This window comes from Paraburkholderia antibiotica (genome assembly GCF_012927125.1).
In the GTDB taxonomy this organism is placed as follows: Bacteria; Pseudomonadota; Gammaproteobacteria; order Burkholderiales; family Burkholderiaceae; genus Paraburkholderia; species Paraburkholderia antibiotica.
This window is the reverse complement of the sequence record NZ_JABBFZ010000009.1, coordinates 207,875-229,019: the sequence shown is the minus strand read 5'-3', so window position 1 is coordinate 229,019 and position 21,145 is coordinate 207,875. Positions and strand designations below refer to the sequence as shown.

20 protein-coding genes, 1 tRNA gene and 1 riboswitch are annotated in these 21,145 nt (G+C 62.5%); of the genes, 6 read left to right on the top strand and 15 right to left on the bottom strand.

The annotated features are described in order from the left end of the window. Window positions 1-36 precede the first annotated feature (36 nt). Both HHL14_RS17275 and HHL14_RS17270 read left to right on the top strand, forming a co-directional pair. Window positions 37-681 (top strand): chromate transporter, encoded by a 645-nt coding sequence (locus HHL14_RS17275; RefSeq protein WP_169498831.1) that lies wholly within the window; start codon window positions 37-39, stop codon window positions 679-681. A gap of 80 nt (window positions 682-761) precedes the next feature. Continuing rightward, window positions 762-1,298, top strand: a complete 537-nt coding sequence (locus HHL14_RS17270; RefSeq protein ID WP_169498830.1) for a chromate transporter — start codon at window positions 762-764, stop codon at window positions 1,296-1,298. 83 nt (window positions 1,299-1,381) lie between these two features. On the opposite strand, the gene HHL14_RS17265 is transcribed toward HHL14_RS17270, so the two are convergent. The 10 genes from HHL14_RS17265 to coxB all read right to left on the bottom strand — a co-directional run bounded on the left by HHL14_RS17265 (window position 1,382) and on the right by coxB (window position 14,542). Continuing rightward, complete coding sequence (locus HHL14_RS17265) at window positions 1,382-3,490, bottom strand: TonB-dependent receptor (RefSeq protein ID WP_169498829.1); 2,109 nt, start codon at window positions 3,488-3,490, stop codon at window positions 1,382-1,384. A gap of 271 nt (window positions 3,491-3,761) precedes the next feature. Further along, window positions 3,762-4,268, bottom strand: coding sequence for a hypothetical protein (locus tag HHL14_RS17260; protein WP_169498828.1), 507 nt, complete (start codon window positions 4,266-4,268; stop codon window positions 3,762-3,764). A 444-nt stretch (window positions 4,269-4,712) separates the two neighbouring features. Then, entirely contained in the window at window positions 4,713-5,108 is a 396-nt protein-coding gene (locus HHL14_RS17250; RefSeq protein WP_169498827.1) for a YunG family protein, read from the bottom strand. A gap of 290 nt (window positions 5,109-5,398) precedes the next feature. Beyond that, window positions 5,399-7,438 carry an arabinofuranosidase catalytic domain-containing protein gene (locus tag HHL14_RS17245; RefSeq protein WP_169498826.1) on the bottom strand — a complete coding sequence of 680 codons (2,040 nt, stop codon included), beginning with the start codon at window positions 7,436-7,438 and terminating at the stop codon, window positions 5,399-5,401. A 400-nt stretch (window positions 7,439-7,838) separates the two neighbouring features. Further along, complete coding sequence (locus tag HHL14_RS17240; protein WP_169498825.1) at window positions 7,839-8,549, bottom strand: hypothetical protein; 711 nt, start codon at window positions 8,547-8,549, stop codon at window positions 7,839-7,841. Window positions 8,550-8,569: 20 nt separating this feature from the next. Beyond that, the gene (locus tag HHL14_RS17235; RefSeq protein WP_169498824.1) at window positions 8,570-9,337 is read right to left on the bottom strand and encodes a tetratricopeptide repeat protein; all 768 of its coding nucleotides are present in this window, start codon (window positions 9,335-9,337) and stop codon (window positions 8,570-8,572) included. Window positions 9,338-9,576: 239 nt separating this feature from the next. Next, complete coding sequence (locus HHL14_RS17230) at window positions 9,577-10,902, bottom strand: ferredoxin reductase family protein (protein ID WP_169498823.1); 1,326 nt, start codon at window positions 10,900-10,902, stop codon at window positions 9,577-9,579. A gap of 93 nt (window positions 10,903-10,995) precedes the next feature. Next, the gene (locus HHL14_RS17225) at window positions 10,996-11,331 is read right to left on the bottom strand and encodes a hypothetical protein (RefSeq protein WP_169498822.1); all 336 of its coding nucleotides are present in this window, start codon (window positions 11,329-11,331) and stop codon (window positions 10,996-10,998) included. Then, entirely contained in the window at window positions 11,328-13,865 is a 2,538-nt protein-coding gene (gene ctaD, locus HHL14_RS17220) for a cytochrome c oxidase subunit I (RefSeq protein WP_169498821.1), read from the bottom strand. The genes HHL14_RS17225 and ctaD overlap by 4 nt, the downstream gene beginning before the upstream one ends. Further along, window positions 13,862-14,542 (bottom strand): cytochrome c oxidase subunit II, encoded by a 681-nt coding sequence (gene coxB, locus HHL14_RS17215; protein ID WP_329601677.1) that lies wholly within the window; start codon window positions 14,540-14,542, stop codon window positions 13,862-13,864. The genes ctaD and coxB overlap by 4 nt, the downstream gene beginning before the upstream one ends. 57 nt (window positions 14,543-14,599) lie before the next feature. Here coxB and HHL14_RS17210 point away from each other — a divergent pair, with 57 nt between their 5' ends. Next, a complete protein-coding gene (locus HHL14_RS17210; protein WP_169498819.1) occupies window positions 14,600-15,118 on the top strand; it encodes a DUF2231 domain-containing protein in 519 nt (172 codons plus the stop codon). Here the strand turns inward: HHL14_RS17210 and HHL14_RS17205 are convergent. Together HHL14_RS17205 and HHL14_RS17200 are read right to left on the bottom strand one after the other, a co-directional pair. Beyond that, window positions 15,082-15,594, bottom strand: coding sequence for a CopD family protein (locus tag HHL14_RS17205; RefSeq protein WP_169498818.1), 513 nt, complete (start codon window positions 15,592-15,594; stop codon window positions 15,082-15,084). The genes HHL14_RS17210 and HHL14_RS17205 overlap by 37 nt on opposite strands. Next, window positions 15,591-16,316: a cytochrome c oxidase assembly protein gene (locus tag HHL14_RS17200; RefSeq protein WP_206002368.1), complete on the bottom strand. Its 726-nt coding sequence runs from the start codon at window positions 16,314-16,316 to the stop codon at window positions 15,591-15,593. The genes HHL14_RS17205 and HHL14_RS17200 overlap by 4 nt, the downstream gene beginning before the upstream one ends. Window positions 16,317-16,636: 320 nt before the next feature. On the opposite strand from HHL14_RS17200, the gene HHL14_RS17195 reads away from it, so the two are divergent. After that, window positions 16,637-16,789, top strand: a complete 153-nt coding sequence (locus HHL14_RS17195) for a hypothetical protein (protein WP_169498817.1) — start codon at window positions 16,637-16,639, stop codon at window positions 16,787-16,789. 78 nt (window positions 16,790-16,867) lie between these two features. On the opposite strand, the gene yfcF is transcribed toward HHL14_RS17195, so the two are convergent. Beyond that, entirely contained in the window at window positions 16,868-17,500 is a 633-nt protein-coding gene (gene yfcF / locus HHL14_RS17190; RefSeq protein ID WP_169498816.1) for a glutathione transferase, read from the bottom strand. A gap of 391 nt (window positions 17,501-17,891) precedes the next feature. Here yfcF and HHL14_RS17185 point away from each other — a divergent pair. Further along, a tRNA-Leu gene (locus HHL14_RS17185) sits at window positions 17,892-17,976 on the top strand. A gap of 370 nt (window positions 17,977-18,346) precedes the next feature. Continuing rightward, window positions 18,347-18,449, top strand: a riboswitch (SAM-I-IV-variant riboswitch). 43 nt (window positions 18,450-18,492) lie between these two features. Beyond that, window positions 18,493-18,846, top strand: a complete 354-nt coding sequence (locus HHL14_RS17180; RefSeq protein ID WP_169498815.1) for a hypothetical protein — start codon at window positions 18,493-18,495, stop codon at window positions 18,844-18,846. 34 nt (window positions 18,847-18,880) lie between these two features. On the opposite strand, the gene HHL14_RS17175 is transcribed toward HHL14_RS17180, so the two are convergent. Next, window positions 18,881-19,900 (bottom strand): D-cysteine desulfhydrase family protein, encoded by a 1,020-nt coding sequence (locus HHL14_RS17175; RefSeq protein WP_169498814.1) that lies wholly within the window; start codon window positions 19,898-19,900, stop codon window positions 18,881-18,883. A gap of 45 nt (window positions 19,901-19,945) precedes the next feature. Beyond that, complete coding sequence (locus tag HHL14_RS17170; protein ID WP_169498813.1) at window positions 19,946-21,142, bottom strand: aminotransferase class V-fold PLP-dependent enzyme; 1,197 nt, start codon at window positions 21,140-21,142, stop codon at window positions 19,946-19,948. Window positions 21,143-21,145: the final 3 nt, after the last annotated feature.

Below are 21,145 nucleotides of genomic sequence, written 5' to 3'. Positions count from 1 at the left end.
TGAGCACCACATGATCGGAACGACGCAGGAGGAGCATTGGCCAAAGGCATCCACGGGCACGAAGTCAGCGACCCGATCTCAACCGACGACACCCCTGACCCCCCCACAAGCGACCCGCAACATCGCGAGCCGCCGCTTCGCGGCGTGACCTCGCTCGGCCTGTTCCTGATCTTCGCGCGCATCGGCCTGACGAGTTTCGGCGGCGGGCTGAGCGGCTGGTTCATGCGCGAATTCGTGCACGACCGCCACTGGATGAGCGAAGACGAATTCCTCAACGGCCTCGCGCTGTCGCAGGCATTGCCGGGCGTCAACGTGAAGAACCTCGCGATCTGGATCGGCTACCGGCTGCTCGGCTGGCGCGGCGCGTTGGCCGGCTTCTGCGGAATCATTTTTCCGCCGGCCGTCGTGATCGTTCTGCTCGGCGTGTTCTTCTCCGCGATCGCGTCGTTTCCGCTCACGCATATCGCGCTGGCCGGCGCGGCGGCGGGGGCGATCGGACTGTCGCTGTCGATGGCGATTACCGCCGCGCGCCGCTTGCCGCGTCGCGTGTTTCCGTATCTGGTGCTGGTCGCGACGTTCGCCGCCGCCGCGGTGTTTCGTGTGTCGCTGGTGTGGACCGTGCTGATCGCGGGCGCGCTGAGCGTCGGTTACGAGTACGTGCGCGAGGGGCGGCAGTCGTGATTACGCGCGATCGTATTCTTGGCGCCTCGCGCACCGGGCGTTCTTAGTTCAACCTTATTCGAATTCCAGAAGCTTTCGCCGTGTCCAGAACTCTCATCGCGTTGTTTTCTGTTTTCGCGCCGTTGTCGATCGTCACCGTCGGCGGCGGCCAGGGGATCATCGCCGAAGTGCAGCGGCAGGTCGTCGACGTGCATCACTGGATGACCCATGCGCAGTTTCTCAGCGACTTCGCGATTGCGCGGCTCGCGCCCGGTCCGGGCTCGCTGCTCGCGACGCTGATCGGCTATCAGGTCGGCGGCATCGGCGGCGCGCTGGTTGCGACCCTGGCATTGTTCGGGCCGACCGCGTTCCTGATGTACGGCGTCGTGCACGTGTGGAACCGCCATGAAGGCGCGCGCTGGCTGAACGCGCTGCAAGCGGGTTTGCGGCCCGTCGCGGCGGGGCTGATTCTCGCCGCCGTGTACGTGCTGCTCAAAGAGCTGGAGGGCGGATGGGTCGCGTGGCTGACCGCCGCGGTTGCGACCGTGCTGGTGATGAAGACGCGCATCAATGCGTTGGTGTTGATCGCGGGCGGCGCGATCGTGTTCGTGCTGATGCATGGGGTGGGGCTCGTGTAGGGCGGGGCGAGATCTTCTCGCCCCGTGTTGGCCTAGCCGATCCAGGCTGATGGGCGTCGTGTCGAAGACGGCGCGCGAGTGGCCTAGAACCGGTAGTTGAGCAGCAGTTCCAGACGCCGGTCGTTGCCAAGCAGATACTGCGTTTCGTTGTAGTAGGCGCTCTGCACGTAGTGCCGGTTGAGGACGTTGTAGGCGCGCGCGGTGAGCGTGGTGTCCTTGCGCGGCTTCCATGCGAGCGCGAGATCGAGGGTCGTGTAGGCGGGCATGTCGAGCCGGTTGGCCGTGTCCGCGAAACGCTTGCCCACATATTTCAGACCGGCAATCCCCGTCCACGACGGCGCGAAGTGCCAGCTCACCCACAGATTCGCGAGCCGCTGCGGCACCGAGGTGGGTACATTGCCCGCGCGCGAAACCATGCCGTTGCCGCTGTTCTCGACGAAGTCGTCGTATCGGGCTCGCAGGATCGAGACGTTGGCATCCACCCGCCAGTCCCGCGCGATGTCCGCGCCGATCGTCGCTTCGAGCCCACGCGACGATTGCTGGCCGACCTGGATCGATTGATTGGGGTTGAGCGGGTCGGCGCTCACGAGATTGTTCTTGACGATCCGATACGCGGCCAGCGTCCAGTCCGCCTTGCCGTCGAGAAACGATTGCTTGATACCGATCTCGATCTGCTTGCCCGTCGCGAGCGTGAACTTCGCCTTCGACGCGTTGAGCATCAGCAACGAACTCACGGGATCGGCCGCGACCGCATACTGCGCGTAGACGGCCAGATCCGGCTTGATGTCGTAGACGGTGCCGAGACGCCAGCCGGTGTTGGCGAACACCCGATTGAACGCGGCGCCGGTGACGAGGTCGTCGCGGTTCACGCTCGCGTGGTCGTAGCGAACGCCGCCCACGATCGACCAGCGCGGCGTGATCGCGAGGCGATCCTCGACGAAGAGCGCGTACTGGTTCGCCTGCGAGCGATACTTCGGATAGGTGCCTGCTACGTTGATGAACCCGCCCGGATCGAACTCATACGGATCGACATACGACGTGCCGGCATACGGCGAATTATTGTCGTGCTGGAAGGTCGTGTGATTGAGTTCGAAGCCGGCCGAAAAGGTATTGCGCATGCCCAGCAGGATCGAATCGAGCGTCGCCGCGGTCACGTTACCGTACTGCTCCTGATCGTGAAGTATCTCGGTGTAGCCGCTGCGTTCGATCAACCCCGACGACGGAATGTACGTGTAGTACTCGGCATTTTTCCAATGCCGATCGCTTTTCATCCGGTAGAACGTGCTGGTCACGTTGAGGTTGTCGCTTGCCTGCCAGTTGGCGGATACCGTGGCCCAGCTGTCGCGGTACGAAATCAGACTGTCGCCGACGTTGTAGTTCTTCGAATAGAAATCCGGCGTCATCAACGGAATGCCGAAATAGCGCATCGGATGCTGATAGCCTTGGGCGTAGGTGGCCGTTACGTAGAGATCCGAATTAACGTCGTAGCGCAGCGCGCCGGAGACGGACAGGTCGCGCGAATTGCCTGCGTCGACCCAGTTCGCGGAGCGGTTGCCGCTGATGTCGAAGCGATACGACAGGCGCTCGTTGATCGCGCCGCCGCTGCCGAACGCGGCTCGTGCGGTACGCTCCGTGCCGATCCCGAGTCGCAGTTCGTTTTCGATCGGCGTGCGGGTCGGCTTCTTCGGCACGATGTTGACCACGCCGCCGATCGCGCCTTCTCCATAGATCACCGACGCCGGCCCGCGCAGCACGTCGATATGGTCGATGGCCCACGTGTCGAACGGATAGGTAACGCCGATCGCGCCATACGGACGCACGCCGTCGAAGAGTTGCGTCACGGACGAACTGCCGATAAAGCCGCGCGCTGCGAGTGTGGAGCCGCCGTTGCCCGGCGTGGGCGCTGCGCTGATCCCGGTTGCGCGACTGATCGCATCGACGACGCTGGTGTCGCCACGCTTGACGAGGGTCGCGCGGTCGATCCGCTCGACGCTGGCCGGCGTTTCGAGCGAAGTGAGCCCGAGGCGCGAACCGATGTCCAGCGGTCGGGTGAGTTCGTTGGCTCTTTGCGCGTTGACCTGTACCGTGGGGAGGTCGGTGGCGGAGAGGTCGTGTTGAGTTTGCTGCGCGTGCGCGGCCGTTTGAAAAGTGCCGAGCGCGGCAGCGGCATAAAGGGTGAATCGACGGATCATGGTTGAGCGTGTGCAGAGGCGGGCTTCTGGCCGCGCATCGTGTTGTGGATGTGCCAGAACGCCGGCGTCGTTCGAACGGAACGCCGGTTCGTTTCAGCCGTTGCTGTCGATGGCGCGCGTCGCGAAGCGAGCGAAAACGCGGGGCGAACGAAGACAAGCGTCGCTCGTGCGGGAGCGAAACTCTGGACTGCGATCGACGGCAGGCAATCAGGGGAACGGGATGAACGGTCGCGACGCGCAAGCGTGCGTTACCGGTGCAACCCGATTCGATTCAGGCGAACCGGGGCGGACCACGAGGACTATGTGAAGTCCGGAAGAACTGCTGAAGGAAGCCGAAGCTTTGCCGCCGATAACGCGCGACAACCCGTGTAGAGAAGTGGCAAAAGAAGAGGAGGACGGCAAACGCGATCAACGCCTTCATGAAGGCCGCGCTGAATGGACAGATTTCGTTCGACGTGACGCCGCCGGAGCGTTCCGGATTGGTGCCGGTGGAGGCGGTGTGCATTTCACCGCTTAAGGCCGAGGCGCTTTCAGACGTGTCGGCAACTTCGCCGTCGATCGAGAAACCCGGTGTACTCGTGCCGATTAACGACGGAATGACGAGTGGGCCATGGCCGCTGCAGATCACCAGAGGGCCGCCCATACGCTTCCCTTCCGTGCTCATATCGAGCATCAGTCCGGTAGGTAGGAGCAGGCGCAGTGCGAGAACCAGCAGGATCAGATGTGAGATCCTGCGGCCAATCGCGTGCTGCGTCCGAGGGCGGCGAAGTACGTTCATGTGCCCGGCATTTTAACCGGGTTTACAATTATTTCATTAATGAAATGTGGTCGGTATTGCACGCGATCGGGAAACGAACGGCAAGCAGTGCCAACTTCCGTTCGGTGCATTTTTGTTTAATGGAGCGTGACGGCGATTTGCCGCAGCTACGGATCTTCGTCACTCTCCATTGCCGAAAGACGGATCACGACACCGGTACATTTGAAATGAACCGATCCAGCCGTTTTCACATTTCAACGGGGTTCGAGTACATCGGAACGCGTGCGCAGCGCGGAATCTCCGCCAGCTGCACGCCGTTTTCCTTTAGCTTCGGTAGATACGAAAGGGATGCATTCTGTTCTGCGTACGCAGTTGTTCGTTCGCCGCATCGATTCGATGCGGCGGCAGAGCTTGAGCGCAGTTCAAGTGGCATTTGATGAGCAGTGCTGTTGCCTGGATTATTGCTTAGCCCGCTTCCCGCAATCTCGATTGCAGCAATGCATATTTCTCCGGCGACGTATCCGCCAATGCCGCGTCGCGAGTCGACGGCGTATCGTCGAACGGGATTGGCTCGGCGAATTGGCTGATCGTCAGATCCCATCTTCTGCCGTCGATCAGGTTGTAGAAATGCGTGCCGCCCGAGGTGCGCGTCGTCAGAATCTCACCGTCGAAATAGTCCTGCACGATCAGCGACGTAATGCTGCAATGATTCTGCGCACGATTCGACGACGACCATGCGCCGGTGGGACTGGCCGTATCGCCGGACCATACGTGCGAAAGCGCGCGGTATAGATCGAGTGGCGTTGCAAAGATCGTCGAAACAACGGGCTTCTGTGCTTTTTCAGAGACTTCCTGTGTCATGGCGGTAATCCTTCGTTCCAAGGAAAATAAAGCGATTAAAGCGAATCGGGTCCGGAAAAACAAAAAGCCCCGTCGTTGCCGGCGGGGCTTTCTGGCGCATGCTGCTATCGATGACGTCTAGCGTATGCGTATGCCAATCCCCACAGGCAGTCCCACGCGGGTATGCGCATGATGGTGCATCGCAATCGTGTGGGACGTGAGGGTGTGCATTGTGGCCGAGTGTGCCTTCAAACGCGTAACGCGTCAACGGTTCATCAATAGCGACATGCGGTTCATCGCGACGATGCTGCTTACAATTTCGCTGCGGTCAGAATCGCGAGACTCGGGCAGTAGTGCGTCGCGCTCAGATAGGCGGCCTGCTGCGCACGCACGCCGGCGCTGCTCGAAGTCGGCGGATCGATAAAGACCTGCGCATTGTTCGAACCTGCCGGCGCGGTCAACGTCATCGTGACTTTCCACCAGTTACCCGACTTCACCGCGCTGACCGAGGTGGCCTGGCCATTGCCCCAGGTACCGCGCACGACCGCACCCGTGTTGGTGTTCAGCACCCAGCCGAATTCGGTATTGCTCGGGTCGTCGGTCTGGATCGAGCCGCCCGGGAATACCGTCGCGTTGGTGGTGGCCAGCACGTAGTCGGTGAACGTGTACGACTGACCGCCTTGCACGCGAATCACTTCGTGAATGTTCGACACCGCGGAGCCGTTGGTGCTCGTGACCGTGGCCGCGCCATGTTCGACGCCGGAAATGTCGGTGGCGGTTACCGCGGTGCCGCCGTTCGACTGCAACCATGCATCCGGCGACGACAGACTCAGCGGCGAGTCGATCAGGTTGTTCGCGTAGCAGGCCGATGCTGCTTCGTTGGCCGGCGGCCCGTAGAAGCTGGCGATGCTCGCCTGGATCGCGTTGTCGGTCGTGTCGGACGTGGCCTTGGTGACGATCGCGCCTTCGAAGAACTGGATCGGCGCGGCGCTGGCGTCGCCGCCTTCACCGAGCGACAGACCGCCCTGCCATTGGCCATTGAATGCGTGGCCGGCGTCGTTGAAGAAGTTCAGCGCTTCCGGCGGTGCCTGGTTATAGAGCGAAGTCAGCACGCCTTGCGAAGCCGAACCGCCCTTGACCACGAAGATGTTCTCCTGGCCGACCGGCGAGTACTTCGACAATACCGTGACGAACTTTTCCTTCGCCGGTTGCTGCGGACCGTACAGATACACGCCCGCTTCCGCGTCGACGCCCGGCCAATTGGTATCTGAAGCGGCGCAGATCGGATCTTTGACTTTCGGATTCTGGCTCGAATTGCCGTCGCAATAGCCGAACACCGCTGCATTGCCATTCGAGAACGCGAGTCCGAACATCTCGCCTTCCACTTCTCCGTGCGCATAGGTTCCCGGATCGGCGCTGCTTTCCATGTTGCCGTACGTGCCGCAGCAGGTCGACGATTGGCTGTAGTGCGCGCCGGCCACCATGTATGCGGCGATTTCGGTGTCGCCGATCGACTGGTTGACCGTGCCGAAGCGCTTGCGATACGCCTGTCCGGCGAGCGTGCCGAGCGCCGGGATCTGTACGCCGTTGGTCGTCACGTACGACAGTTGGGCCGCCGTGCTGCCCACCGCGGGCAGGTCGTTGCCGATCGTCAGTTGCTGCGTCGGCGCCTGCGCGGTCAAAGCGGTCGGCGGCTGCAGCAGTTGCACGGTCAGTGTGCCGGACGTGCCGGGCAGCGTGATCGTCGCGAAGCCGTTGAGCACCGGCACGGTGGTCGTCTTCGACGAGCCCGAGCTACCGTTCGGTACCGTCAGCGACTCCGAGCCGTCCGCATTGAGCGTGAGCGTTGCCGCGACGTTGCCGAATGCGCCACCCTTGAGCGGCGCAACCAGGTCGATCTGATCGTAGATGTACGTGACGGAGCAGGTCGTGTTGTTGCAGAACGCATTCATGCTGTCGACGTTGGTCGAGCCGACCAGCGAGCGATTGCCGCCCTTCAACGTGCTATTCGTGTACGGGTAGACGTCCAGCGTCTTCTGATCGGACTTGCGCTGGATCTGGAATAGCGGACCGCTGTAGTGCTTCGTCAGCAGACGGGTCACGCTGTGCGCGGCCGAGCAGGGCGTGTTGGCGGTTGCGGCGGCGTCGCAGGGTAGTGCTGCCGTGTTCTTGTCCGCCGCATTGTTTTCCGCCGACGCATTCGCATTCGACGCGCTACTGGCCGACGACGAATTCGAGCTCGCGGTATTCGCCACTGGCGATGCCGACACGCCGCTGTTGTCGCCATTGCAGGCGGCGAGTCCCACGGACATCGCCAGCCAGACAGCTATCAAGCCAATTCTTCCGGACATCGTGACCTCCTCCTATGAAACCTCTGATCGGGTTGGAATGCTTAGTTATGCAGATCGAGATGCAGAATCGTTGCGGTCGAACAGGTGTCTGCTGGCGCGCTCGCTTGCGGATGACGGGTTGGCGACGCGACCGGCTGCACGGCTGCCAAACGTTTGGCAAGTAATAATATTAATCAATAATATTGACTTTGACGGCTTGGGGTAATCCCGCAGTGCTGCCCAAGCGAATTGAAAGAATCAAGCCGCAAGCGCTCGCCAGATGATACGCATAAGCGCATCGCCCGTGAGATTTATTACTAATGGCGGGATTTATTAACGGGTGCCGTGATCGAGTACGGCCGAAGGGAAGGGCGCGAGATTGAGCAGGCGCGTGTGGGTTCGTCGACCACCGCTGCGTGACTCAATTACCGGTGAGAAGCTTGTCCTCGATTTCGTACCGCTCATGGCTCACTGAAATCCGATTTACGCCGGCATTCTTCTGGGTCAGCGTATTGCCCGACGTCGGCCGATCGCTTGCCGTAGCGGCTGTGCCGATCACCCGGCCATTAGCGCTAAAGAATATCGCGCGCGTCTCGTCGTCAGGCCAGTAGACGACCACCGTCGTCGAACGATCGTCATGATGCACGATACCGAACTTGCACATCGTCCGGGTTCGGGTGGGACCGTCGCCGCGCTCGCAGGGCAGCGTGCCGGTCGTCGCGAAAGGCGACGCCTTGGTAGGCGTGTGATGCTTCCGATCGTTCTGATGGCTAGCTGGAGTACTTTCGGTCGCAATCGAAATCAGCGTGACGCCATCCGTCTCACCCACTACGCGCGCGTGTCGCCGCTGAAGGATCTGATGCGCGGCCGCGCTATTGCCGGGACCCGGACAACCGACCAGCATTGCGGTATGGTCGAGATAGTTCGCGGTGGCGGCCGACTCGCCGAGCCGTCGACAGACATCGCCCGAATGAGGATATCCGTCGCCGAGTACCACGAACGACGACGGCCATGCAAACGGATCGGCCGGGCTCGCGGCTCGAGCCGGAGAGCTCGCGGAACCCCACGTGACAGCGACTGCGGCAAGCGTTGCAAATAACGTCGAAGAAACGGCTCGGCTCGTCTGTCTCATCGAAGCTCTCCTCGTTGTACCTAGCTCCGCCCCACACCCGACGCCAACGCCGCCTGCGAGCGCTCCAGCCACTCGCGATTATGTTCGCGGGCATGACGCGGCCAATGTTTGGCATCCTGAACGATTTCCGCATATAGGCTGCCGGCGCGCTGGTGGTCGGCGCTGTCTGGTTGCGTGGCGAGCCAGTCGGCGAACAGGCAGCGCGGCGCGACGTCGCCCGCGCAGGTCAGCGCCTGCTCGAAGGCCGCGCGCGTTCCCGGCGCATTCAACGCGGCAAGCGTGCGCGCGTACAGCAGCGCGGGCTCGCCCTGATTGCGCGCCTGCGGATTGACGGAGAACAGATTCGACAACGTGGCGTCGGCAGACGGGTAGTCGCCGAGCGCGAACTGCGAGCGCGCGAGGCCGAGCAGCAGAGCCGGGTCGGTTGCGAACGGGCCATTGGCCGCCGCCTGGAAATGTTCGAGCGCTTCGCGTGGATTGCCGGCAGCGAGCAATGCATCGCCGAGACGCATCCGGTGCTGCACGGTGGGCGCGCGATCGAAATCGGCGCGGGCTTCGCGCAGCGCGCGATTCGGATCGACGAATTGGCTAATGGCCTGAGTGGCGACGCGTGCGCCGTGCGAATGGCGCAGGCTGGGCAGATAGATCGCAAATAGATAGACAACGCTGCCGAGCAGCGGAAACACAAACAGAATGAACAGCCAATACATGCCCTGATTAGTGCGCACCGCGTGGATTGCGAAATAGATTGCGACAAGGACGTGCAGACCAATTCCAAAATAGGACATATCGATTCAACCTTCGAGCTTGAGGACACGCATGCCGGATTAACGGCTGCGCCAGATTCGGAGCCAGTGTATTACAGCGTGCGCTATGTCTGCTCTCGACGGCTAATGCCACCTAATGCAATGCATCGACTCGCAAGTACGCGAATAGCAGCGAGAGCGCGACGACGATGACGCCGGTCGCCACTACGAGTCGATTGGCCAGTAGTCGACGCATCGCAAGTCTCCTGAAGTAAATGAACTCAGACGAAGCTGTAGCGTTCGGAATGGTAGCGGATACGTGGCACTTTCAGGTCGGCGAGCGCGGTTTCGATCGCATCCATCATCGGGTCCGGTCCGCAAATGAAGTATTCGTGACGCGCGTATTCGGGCGGCAGATGACGCCGGAAAATGTCCGCATCGATGCGTCCGCTCTCGCCGGTCCAGCCCGGTGGCGGATCGGACAACACATAGACGATTTTGAGCGGCAAGCGCGTTTGCAGGACTTCGAGTTCCTCGCGAAACGTCAGCGAATCCCAGCTTTTTCCGCCGTACAGCAGCACCAGCGGGCGCTGATCGCCGCGATCGGCGAGCGTGCGGATCATGCTCATCATCGGCGTAATACCGATGCCGCCGGCGATCAGCACATGCATATCGGTCGGGTGGCCGATCGTGAACGCGCCGTACGGGCCGTCGAGATAAACACGCTGGCCGGCCTCGATCGTTTTGACCTTGCTGGTGAAGTCGCCGAGGTTACGGATCGTCATTTCGACGCGGCCATTCGCCGCATCCGCGCTCGACGAAAACGAGAACGGATGTCCGGTGATCCTGAACGGACTGCCCCACACGGTGAGCCAACCGAACTGGCCGGGCGTGAAGCGAAAACCCGCATGGCCATCGGGCTGCATCACGAGAGTCGTGGTATCGCCGCGTTCGGCGCGTACTTCGGCAATCCGGTATGGACGTCGGAGCATGAACAGTGGCTTGAACAGACGCACATAAAGCAGCAGCGCGATCCAGAACAGCGTCATGCAGATCCACAGCGTGCGCTTGAGCGGATCGGTCAGATAGAAGCCCCAGCCGATCATATGCAGCACGCCGCCGAAGATCGCGGCCAGAGCAAGCCCGATATGCGATAGGTGCCAGAGCTCGTACGGGATCTTCAGCTGCTTGCGCCATAGCGCGGTAATCACCAGCACGATCAGCGAGCCGATCGACAGGAATGCGAACCACGCGCCCCACGGCACGTCGAGCAGCGAGTCGGGCATCGCGACCTTATCGGAGCGGATCGCGAACAGAATCAGCGGATGCACGATGACGAGGCTCACCGCGAGCAGCGAGATACGTCGATGGAAGTGGTAGATCACGTCCTCGCCCCACGGCTCGGTGACGTGGCGGAACCGGGCGGTAAGGCCAAATTGCAGGCCCATCATCGCGAGGCCGGAATAGCCCAGCGCGACCGAGAACTCGGTGCCGAAATTGCGCGCTGGAGGCAACGTACCGGTGAGCAGCGCGAACAGCGGCGCGAGAATGAACAGCAGATAGATCGCGGACCAGATGGCCTTGCGCGCCAGATCGTGAGGCTGCATCGATGCTTCTCCGTATCGGATTGTGGAGCCGACAGGCGGGCGGACTACGGCTGCGTGGAACCGTCAGCGGTGGTTCGGCTCACGCGCGGATATCTACACGCAGGTGGTGAGCAGCAGCGCGGGGCCGAACGTGAGGACGGTCGCGACCAGGGCCGCGATCAGGGTCCAGACGACGACGGTGTGCATGAACGAACTGATGCGCTCGGGTCCGGGGTCGCGCGTGGCCGCACGATGGCGCCACAGCCAGCCGATCGCGAGCAGATGCAGCAGCAGGATAATCGCCAGACTCGCGCGCAGCGGTCCGCTCGGCCACGCGAACGCGCAGCCGATCGCGTGCAGCGCGTAGAGCACCACGAACGCGACGCACCAGATCGTGAAGCCGACGGCGAGCCACCACAACCGTCGCGGCGAAAGCGGCCGGGCGTTCATGGCCTTGCTCCGAGCATCGCGACGAGGCCGGGCAGTGCGAGCACGAGGCCGAGCGCGATGATGCCGGTCGCCAGCGTGTAGTCGGCCCACAGACGCGTGAGGCGCAGGTCGGTCAGGCGTCGCGCGGAAATGAAGCCGGCGTTCAGACGCAGCACGTTGCTGATGACGAACAGTAGCCCGGCGCCCGCATGAATCGCGATGTAGGTCAGCAACGCGGCGGCGGTCGCGCCGAGCGCGTGCTCGCGCGGATTCGGCGTGACGCCGGCGATCAACATCACGGCGGCAGCGAGTGCGGCGATCAGTGCGAGCGCGGTGAGCCCGAGCGTGCCATACGGTTTGCGTTCGGTCGCCGCGGCTCGCAGTGACGCGCGCGTGCTTACCGCAGCCACCGCCAGCGCGATCACGGCGACGAGCGCGAGCAGCTTGCTCGGCTGCGGCGTCGTTGCGGCCGGCCAGTTCGGCGCGGCGATCCACAGATAGAAGGTGCCGAAGATCAGCGACGTGAACAGCGTGCCGTTCGCGACCAGCGCGCAGATCAACGATAGCCACGACGGCGAGCCGGCCACTTCGGTATGCGGCGGCACGCTGACTCCGCGGCCGACCGGCAGCGCGCCGTAGTCGCGCGAGAGTCCCGCATTCTGTCCCGCATAAATGAACAGGGCGAACGTCACGGCCGCAAACCCGGCCGATAGCAGATAGAACTTGAACAGCATCGACAGCACCGCCGCGCAGGTCACGATAGCGGTGACGAGCGGCAGATAGGTGGGCTTGGGCAGTACGATCAGCTGATCCGGCTCGCCGGAGGTCATATGCACGCCGAGCGCTTCCTGCCAGCCGTTGCGGGTGAAGCCGAGGTAGCCTTCCCCGCGTGCGAGTTGCGGAGCAAGCTGGCCGGGCGAGATTGCTTCGGTATCCGTATCGATGCGCGGAATCGACGCGAACGCGTAGGGCATCGGCGGAATCGGCATGGCCCATTCGAGCGTGGTGGAGTCCCACGGATTGCGCCGCACGCGCTGACCGAAACGCACCTGCACGATGATGTCGATCACGACCAGCGCGAAGCCAATCGTCATCACGAAACTGCCGACGGACGACAACAGATTGAGCCAGTTCCAGCCTTCGTCGCCGCTATACGTGAACACCCGGCGCGGCATGCCGAGCAGGCCGGTCAGGTGCATCATGAAGAACGTCATGTTGAAGCCGATGAATATCAGCCAGAACGCCGGCACCGACAACTTGTGCACGGCGCTGCGCCCGGTCAGCAACGGTAGCCAGTAATAGAACGCCGCGAGCATCGGAAACGCGAGCGCGCCGGCTACCACGTAGTGCAGGTGCGCGACGACGAAGTAGGTGTCGTGCGCTTGCCAGTCGAATGGCATCATCGCCAGCATCACGCCGGTCAGGCCGCCGCAGGTGAATACGAAGAAGAAGCCGAAGATGTACAGCATCGGCACGTCCCAGCGCGGCCGGCCGTGCGAGAGCGTGGCCAGCCATGCGAAGAACTGGATCGCGGTGGGTACCGAGACGATCGCCGATGCGGTTGAGAAGAACGCGAGTGCGAGGTGCGGAATGCCCGCCGTGAACATGTGATGCACCCAGATGCCGAAGCTCAGGAACGCGAGCGCGATGATTGCAACGACGATCGCGCGATAGCCGATCAGGCGACGGCGCGCGAACACCGGAATCATCGTGGACAGCACGCCGGCCATCGGCAGGAAGATGATGTACACGTCCGGGTGGCCGAACAGCCAGAACAGGTGTTGCCATAGCAATGGGTCGCCGCCGCGCGTCGGATCGAAGAACGGCAGGTTGAACGCGCGCTCTACTTCGAGCAGGATCGAGCCGAGAATCAGCGGCGGGAACGCGACGATCATCATCATCGCGGTCACGAGGATGTACCACGCGAAGATCGGCATGCGGTCGAGCGACATGCCCGGCGCACGCATCTTCAGGATCGACACGACGATTTCCATCGCGAGCGACAGCGCCGAAATCTCGACGAAGGTGATGCCGAGCAGCCACACGTCGGCGTTCAGCCCCGGCGAGTAGACGTTCGAACTCAGCGGCGTGTACATGAACCAGCCGCCGTCGGGCGCGCTGCGCAGAATCAGCGACACGGTCAGAATCGTGCCGCCGAACAGATAGCACCAGTAGCCGTATGCGGTGAGACGCGGAAATGCGAAGTCGCGGGTGCCGAGAATTTTCGGCGTGAGATAGACCGCGAAACTTTCGACCATCGGGATCGCGAACAGAAACAGCATCATCGATCCATGCATCGTGAAGACCTGGTTGTAGGTCTCGACGTCCATGAAGGCGGCGTGCGGCGTGGCGAGTTGCACGCGGGTGAGCATGCCGAGAATCCCGGCGATCGCGAAGAACACGAACGACGTGATCATCATCCGCATGCCGAGTACCGTGTGATTGACCGACGCGAGTTTTTGCACGCCGGGCCCGGTAGCCCAGATCGCGGCGAGCTGACGATGCAGCCGCAGTGCATTGAGGCCCTGCGATTGCGGCTCGACGGGCACACTCATTTGTTCACCTCCCCGGTGGCGGCGGCGTTTCTGACGGCGGCGTCAAAGTCTTCCGGACGATCGACGATCACCGTGAAGCGCATCTGCGCGTGACCGATGCCGCAAAACTCGTTGCATTGTCCGAAGTACTGACCCGGCTGATTGGCCTGAATGCGCAGCAGGGTATGATGGCCGGGCACCGCATCGATCTTGCCTGCGAAGCGCGGAATCCAGAATGCGTGCACGACGTCCTTGCTGGTGACCACGACGTCGACCGGCATGCCCGCCGGTAGATGCAGCACGTTCCCGGTTTCGACGCCGCCCTGGTCCGGGTAGCGGAAAGTCCAGTGCCATTGCTGCGCGATCGCTTCGACACGCGCTGGCGCATGCGCGCGCAGCGGCATCAGTAACTCGCCCGCATACAGTGCGTAACAGATTAGCGGGATCAGGATCACGGCGGGCAGGACGAGGCCGCCGAGCACGATCCAGCGCGCGGGAGAAACGCGCGAGCCCCAACCGGGACGAAACACCGTCAGCAGGAACAGCACGAGCACCAGCGCGAACAGGATCGCGGAGCCGGCCAGCATGACCCACCAGAGCCCGGCAATCGACGCCGCCGCGGGGCCCGACGGCTCGAGCGTCGACAGCGGCCCCGCGCAACCGGACAACGCCGCGAGCGATCCCGCTTGGAGCGCCACGCGCCAGCCACTATGATATTTGGCAGGCCTACACACTCGACGCGGAGGCAATCGATCATGGCAAAGCAGGGTAACTCCGAGACCGGTTCGACGGAGAAAAGCGAAGTGTTGCTGGAGCTGTTGCGGCTCGACAAGGGCTCGGCGGTCGCGCTGGTCGGCCACCCGATTCACGTGATGATGGTGCATTTCCCGATCGCGTTCGTGGTCGCCACGCTCGGCGTCGACGTGCTCTATTGGTGGACGGGCGATCCGTTCTGGGTGCGTGTCGGCGTATGGGCCGCCGGTTTCGCGTTCTGGAGCGGAGTCGGCGCGAGCGTGGTCGGCACCGCCGAATTGCTGCTGGTGCGTGGGATTCGGCTGAAGGAAGCCAGCTGGTCGCATGCGGTCGCGGCGATGACGCTCGTCGCGCTCGCGGGCGCGAACTGGGGCGTGCGAATTCTGTACCCCGAACAGATTTTGCCGCACGGGCTCGTGCTGTCGCTGCTCGCCTCGGTGATGACGGGCTTCGCCGGCTGGCATGGGGGCAAGCTCGTGTTCGATCATGGCGTGGGGATTCTGGTTTCGCCGAAGGAGTGATGCAGCCAGCGGCCGAGTCCGCCGGGTTCGAACAGATGCGGCGCGAACAGGTTCGAATCGATATGCGGCTTGGCCAGCACAATCCAGATGATCGCGACTATCACGACCAGATAGGCCATCGTCAACGCGATCGCCGAGCCGCGGTTGAAGCGGCCGCCGGGCAGATACAGATCGTGCAGCACGAGGCCGGCGAGCACATGGAGCATCGCCATGATGCCGACGAACACCATCTTCGCGGTGAACCATTCGACGAACGTCGCTTGCAGGAAGATCAGCACGGTGCCGCTGGCGATCGCGACGAACGCCGCCGGAGAAGTCAGCTCCACGAACACGAGTCGCGTGATGCGATGCAGCCGGTCGAGTTCGCTGCCGGCCGTGAGTCCGCGACGCTGCCAGAACAGATACGGCAATACGAGCAGGCCGCCCGACCAGATCGCAATCGCGGCTAGATGGATGAATTTCAGCAGTGTCGTCACAGCGCGGGCTCTCTGACGCGCAGGCTCGACCAGACCAGCGAGAGTCCGGCGGCGAGATAAGGGATCATTGCGAGTACCCACATCAACAGGCCGGCGAGCTGCTGGTCGGCGAGCGGCGTGAGCCCCCACGCGGCGGTGGTCGCGAAATGCGCCACATAGAGCGGCACCGGCGCGAATACGATCAACGCGCCGAGCAGACCCATATGGCCGATCGTCGCGACGAGCGCGATGAGCGCGGGTCCGGTCGGCAGCACCGGCGAGAAGATGTTGCGCCACATCAGCCATGCGCTGCCCAGCAATGACAGTTGCATCAACCAGTAGCCGGGCACGCTCGACAGTCCCCATGCATACGGCCCCGGCGCGTGCCAGAGCCAGATGATGACCGCGTGCGCGGCGACCACCGGGACCAGTGGCGGATAGGGCAGACGCGGCAGAGGAAGCGCGAGTGCGAGAAGCGGCGCGACCGCCGCGATCAGAATGATGTGATGAGTGACGCGCGCGGAAAACAGCGCCGACGACAGCGCGCACAGCGGCGACACGAACACGATCGCCATCAGCGCGAGGGCCGCCCAGCCGGCTCTCGGGTTGGCGGCGCGGCCGCTCGCCAGCACGAAGGCGAAGGCCGCCAGCGCCGCGAGCAACCACGGGTCCATGTTCCAGCGTAACCACACGCTGTCCGGGACAGCAGCGGGACCGCAATAGGCGACGGCAAAAGATGGCATGGCGCGATATCTTTAGCTTTACCCAGGCTTTCTTCAGGACTGGCGATAAAGACGCGGGAAGGGGCGCCTGGGAAATTGTCGGGATGGCTTACGATTTAATCGAACGCTCACGTACTGTAGCGCAAATAAACTACCTGGGAACAGCTATCTGGGTTGAATGGCCGTCGATTTGAAAAATGAAGAGAGAATTATCGCGGGCGATCTTCAATCTTGAAAGCCTGATCGAGCTGATTTGAGCGCATAAGTAGGATGATGCGGCGCAATACTTAGAATTAATCGGCCCGGAGTAAGATGGACAAATTCCCTGACGGAGGTCCTCGATGTTTCACGATCCAATTCAGATTCCGGCAATGATCGAGTTGACGTTGCTGGCGATCGTGCTGATCGTCGTCTGCATCGTCCGGGTGCGCCGGCAAAGGGAGCGGGCGCGCAACCGGGCCAATCTCAATGGTGGGAACGGCAAGGGGAAATAACAGGTGGATGCAGTGCCGGTTTTTTTAGGCGCTCCTTTCACCGCTTCGCCATTGCGTCCATAAAGTCACTTACGTCGCTTAAAGAGGCGGGCGCGCGAGTTCCAGCCACTTTTGCACGGTGGGCCGCTGCCATTGGTGAGCGGCATAGTCTTTCAGCCTTTGCGGCACGGCATCGCCATTCAGCACGAGGCGATTCAACATCAATGCCAGATCGGTATCGGCAATGCACCATGCGCCGAAAAGATTCGGCGAATCGGCGGACAACAATGCGTCGGCGGCGGCGAAGAGTTTTTGCGCGGCGGCCTGGGCGGTGGCGGACAGCGGCGCGTGGCGCGAGCCGTAAAACACGACTTCGGTGGAGCGCTCCTGGCGGATCGGCAGCAGGTCGCTGCGCAGCCACGCCTGGATCTGGCGCGCTCGCGCGCGAAGGCGCCGGTCTCGCGGATAGACCGGGGTGTCGGGAAACGTCTCGTCGAGGTACTCGGTAATCGCCGACGACTCGGATAACGCGAAGTCGTCATGGATCAGCGTCGGTACGCGACGGGTCAGCGAGGTGGCCGCGTAGTCGGGGGCATGGTTCGCATTGTTTGCGAGGTCGACGGTCGACAGATCGAAGGGCAACTGCTTTTCGTGCAGCGTGACGAATACCGACATCGCGTACGGGCTCGCGAATTGGGCGTCGGTGTAGAGGTGGAGAGACGGACAGGGCAAAAGAGGCTCCTTGGGTGGTGAGATTGGTCGATTGTGCCGTCTGGCTGGCAACCCGGGCGGAAGGCAATCGGATTGATTCCAGGAGCACGCGGTCGAATGGCGAACCCGTCAGCTGACTGAAGGCGTGCGATAGCGATACCCATCGCCCGGTATCCCCTCCGGCGACTCCACCGAACCTCGCCAGAAAAATCGCGTAGGGGCTTCAAAAAAATAATTTAGCTGCTAGAATAGCGCCCCTCTGCCCCAGTGGCGAAATTGGCGCCCCCTATCTTGAGGGCGTACGCATTGACCTCCGGTGCGTATCAAAAGCCAATTTTCGTGGGCGGCGGAGCTTGATCCGCAGGCTTTAAATGAAGCGCGGGTCGCAAATCGAATTGCATCGAAGTGCAGTGCCGACGTGGTGAAATTGGTAGACACGCTATCTTGAGGGGGTAGTGGCGAAAGCTGTGCGAGTTCGAGTCTCGCCGTCGGCACCAGGATGTTCTGGAAGTACACCTCCCCTCGAAAGACCTGAACGATAGGCGGACGCCATCCGCCAGGTTCATTGCGTTCCCTCTCGCGGATATCCACATTCCGCATCTTCAAGATTTTCCGCAAAGTACCCGTCTGTCATCCACGGCTCGTTCCGGCGGGTGATGCTCGACACGCCCTCTCTGTCTGTTCCGTTTGCATGTCCGGCGTGGCATGCCCAGCCAGCCAGTCATTCTGCATCCGCCAACAGGTCGGATTCGCAGCGCGCTCCAGGCCGTCACCGACAACGGCTTACGACCCGCTTTCAAGCAACCGCTTGCCCGGTGCGTCGGTTTCGGTATAATGGAGCCAAGTTCGAGATATCGAATTTACGAAGTCATGCATCCAGAGTCGGATTATCCGACGCCAACCTGCCCTCCCGGGCAAGGTGGAAGCCTTAAGGCGATGCGGCCGATTGTCGGCAACGAAACGGGAGCGGCCTCGCCGGCACCGGTTCGATAAACACTGATCCGGAGCCCACTATGCGCGAAGCTGCCTCTGCTTTCTCCCCCTCCGTCTGTCAAGACTGGTCGAACTTCCTTCCTGGTTTCACGCTGACGCACACGGTGCATCTCGTATCGGGCGTCAATCTCGGGATCGTTTCGTCCGCGGCGACCGTACTCGAACGCGAAGCCGTCGTCGTGGACCGCTGGCTCGTCACCCGTCACGGCGACGTGCTCGAACAGAAAATCGTTCTCGGCGAAATGACCGAGGAGCAGGCGATTTGCCTACGCGAACAACTCGCCGCGCTCGACGGCGTATTGCGCACGAGGATCGAGCATCATTTCGTTCGCGCCGCGACTCGGCAATCTGTTTCGCGCGCACGAGCCGCGTGAAGCTCCGCAATGCCGGCGCCAGGATTCAGAGCATTCAGAACTCGTTGCGATAGGCAAAGAGTCCAGGAAGTCCGCCGCTCATGACAAAGAGAATCTTCTGTCCGGCGGCATATTTTCCGGCAGTCACGTTTTCCACGAGACCTGCAAACGCCTTGCCGCTGTACACCGGATCGAGCAGCAGGCCTTCCGTCGATGCCATCAGACGCACTGCCGAGCGCATGGTGTCGGTCGGGATTCCATAGCCGGGTCCAAGCTGCGCTTCGTCGATTGAGATCGCGTCTTCCTGCACGCGAAGCGCGGGATTGATCAGCTGGAGCGTCTGGTTCGCTTTGTCGAGCGTGGTGGCGTGCGCGTGAGCGCGATTGCCGTACACGGTGAAGGCGGCGACGCGCTCCGCGTCGAGACCCAGCGCGACAAAACCCGCGACCAGTCCCGCATGCATACCGCCGCTGCCGTTCGGCACCACGATGCGATCGAAAGAAAGAGCCAACGCATGCGATTGCGCGACGATTTCCGCCGCACAGTCCGCGTAACCGAGGCACCCAACCGGACTCGAACCGCCGAGCGGACACACATACACATTGCGACCCTGCGCGCGCAATTCGTTCGCCCGTTCTTCGGCGAATTGCAGCGCGTTAGCGGAACCCGGCAGATCGTGCACGCGTGCGCCGAATAGCGCATCGAGCAGTACATTGCCGTTTTCCATATAGTCGTGATCGGAGCGCGGCACGGTGCGCGTCAGCACCAGTTCGCATTGGAGTCCGACACGGGCCGCTGCGGCGGCGGTGAGCCGCGCGTGATTCGATTGCCGGGCGCCGACCGTGATGATGGTGTCCGCGCCGCGCGCGAGTGCTTCGCCGATCAGGAATTCGAGCTTGCGCAATTTGTTGCCGCCGCCGCCGAGTCCGGTCAGATCTTCCCGTTTGACGTAGATGTCCGCGCCGGCCAATCGTGCGCTCAGACGCGGCAGGTGCTGAATCGGCGTCGGGCCTTCGAGAAGGGCGTGGCGTGGGAACTTCGAAAGATCGAGATGGGGGTGGGGAGCGACGTTCATGAGCGTGTGCGGACGATGAAGGTAGAGGGCGCCGATATGAAGTACTCAATATGCCAATGTTCGGATCGCGGCCAATAGTTTATCGATCTCCGCGTCGGTAGTCAGATAGCTCACCGACGCTCGCGCGATTTGCGTGAGCCCTCTGCTCGTCATATCGAATGGCGTGTAGGGGACGCCATTGCTGCCGATCGTAATACCTTGCGCTGCCAGCGTGCGTCGCACGGAAAGCGCGTCCAGTCCGGCGACGTTGAACGACACCAGGCCGGAGCGCTCAGTGCCTTGATCGAGCACGGACACACCCGGAAGCTCGGCCAGTTGCGCGCGCAAATTGCAAGCGATCTGGTCGATTCGCGCGCGAATGTTGTCGATATCGATTTCAAGCGCCTCGTGTAGCGCATTGGCCAATCCGCACCGCAGCGCCATCGACGCCTCCGACGATTCGAAACGCGCGGCGTCGTCACGCAGCACAGGTTCGCCTTTGGCATCGAGCGGAGCGGAATACGTGTCGACGAACGCCGGCATCAGTTGCGGGAGAAAGTCGCGTCTCACGTACAGCAAGCCCGTGCCCCTCGGCCCGCGCAGTGCCTTGCGACCCGCGCCGGCTAGCACGTCGCAGCCGAGTTCGGCGACGTCGACCGGAAGTTGCCCGACGGCCTGCGCGGCGTCGATGAAGTACGGGATGCGGTGGCGGCGCGCGATCTGGCCGATCGCCGCGGCGGGATTGATCAGTCCGCCATTGGCTGGCAGCCACGTAAGCGCAATCAGGCGCACGCGCTCGTCGAGCATCGCTTCGAGTGCATCAGGATCGACCCTGCCGGTGGCGTCGGACGGAATCGCTTCGATGGTCGCGCCAGCGCGTTGCGCGATATGACGCATCGTCGCAAGATTGCCGCCCCATTCGTGCCGCGCCACGAGGATGCGCTGTCCCGCGCGCCACGGCTCCAGCGCCGCGAACGCCGCGCCCCAGCCCGGCGAATTGCCGGTCGTCAGTGCGATTTCGTCAGACTGGGCGTTGAATAGTTTCGCGGCGAGCGTACGTGCCCGTTCGGTTTGTTCGACGCTGGTCGCGCCGGCCTCCATCGGTCCCAGCGACGCCTCGCGCAACAGATGCGCGTGAATCGCCGCGAGCGTGGCGGCAGACGGCAGCGACGAACCGGCATGATTGAAGTGCGTGGTACTGCGAGCACCCGGTGTGCCGTCGCGCAATGCGTCGACAGCGGACGGCGACAACGGATAAGGCATGGC